Below are 1,313 nucleotides of genomic sequence, written 5' to 3' on the forward strand. Positions count from 1 at the left end.
GTGGCGGCTTGCTCATCTCAACTACCGCCACCCGCTGCTCGCCCAAGGGCTGCGCATTCTCGACACACCGGGACTCAACGCCATCAGCAGCGAGCCAGAGCTCACCTATGAAATCCTGCCCAACGCCCAGGCCCGCCTGTTCGTACTGGGCGCGGACACGGGCGTCACCCAGTCCGACCTGGACATGTGGCAGCAGGTTGTGCAACAGCCTGGCGCCCACCAGAAGCTGGGCGTCATCGTCGTCTTGAACAAGACGGACACCCTGTGGGATGAACTGCGCACGGAAGAGGAAGTGAGGAACAGCATCCAGCGCCAGTGCATGGAAGTCTCGCAAATTCTTGAAGTCAAACACAAACAGGTGTTTGCCGTGTCCGCGCAGAAAGGTCTGCTGAGCCGGGTAAAACACGACAGGGAGCTGGAAAAGAAATCCGGCATTTCCCAACTGGAAAAACACCTCGCAGACACGCTGATTCACAACCGGCAGGCGCTGATCGTAGAACAATCCACCGAACTGGTCTGCAGTTCACTGGACAATATCAAGGCGCTGGTTTCATCCCGACTCAAACGCATGGAAAAGCAGTCCACTGAACTCAAGGATCTGAGCACCAAGAGTGAAACCGCCATCGACACCCTGCTCAAGCAGGCGCAGACGGACAAGGCACGCTACCAGGCCAGCATCAACGCCTACAAACAGTCCCGGGCCGATTTTACCGCCCACGGCAAGATACTGCTGGACGCCCTGTCCCCTTCGGTGCTGGAACATATCATCACTCAGGCCAAGAAGCGCATGTCCGGCTCGTGGACGACCATCGGGCTGAAAGAATCCATGAAAGAACTGTTCGATGACATCAATCAGCAGATGGAAATTGCTGGCAACCAGTCACAGGAAATGCGGCGGCTCATACGCACTATCTACCGCCGCTTCCAGTCGCGACACAACATGCGCCTGGGCGACCCCAAGATGCTGTCACTGATCAGCCACCAGGTCGAACTCAACCTGATTTACCAGGAAGCGGAAATTTACCGGAAAAGTCCCCGCACAGCACTGACTGAAAAACATTTCGCCATCAAGCGCTACTTTCATACCGTGGTGCGCCGCGTGGAACAGACCTTCCGCAACGCCCACAACGACTCGAAAGACTGGCTGGAAACCGCCCTCGATCCACTCACGGAGCAGGTACACGAGCACCGCAGCGTACTGTCACAACAGCTCTCGGACCTGAAACTGGCAGGGCGTTCCCGCACTACCGTACGCCAGCGCCTGGCAACGCTCAAGAAAGACACTGCCCAGCAGCAGATGCAGCTCAACACGC

1 protein-coding gene is annotated in these 1,313 nt (G+C 57.3%); it reads left to right on the top strand.

The window, feature by feature from the left end; translation table 11 throughout:
- On the top strand, nucleotides 1-1,313 hold a 1,313-nt coding region (locus tag ACOCD2_RS20320; protein WP_294117622.1), incomplete at both ends, for a dynamin family protein.

Source organism: Thiolapillus sp. (assembly GCF_048562965.1).
In the GTDB taxonomy this organism is placed as follows: domain Bacteria; phylum Pseudomonadota; class Gammaproteobacteria; order Chromatiales; family Chromatiaceae; genus Thiolapillus; species Thiolapillus brandeum_A.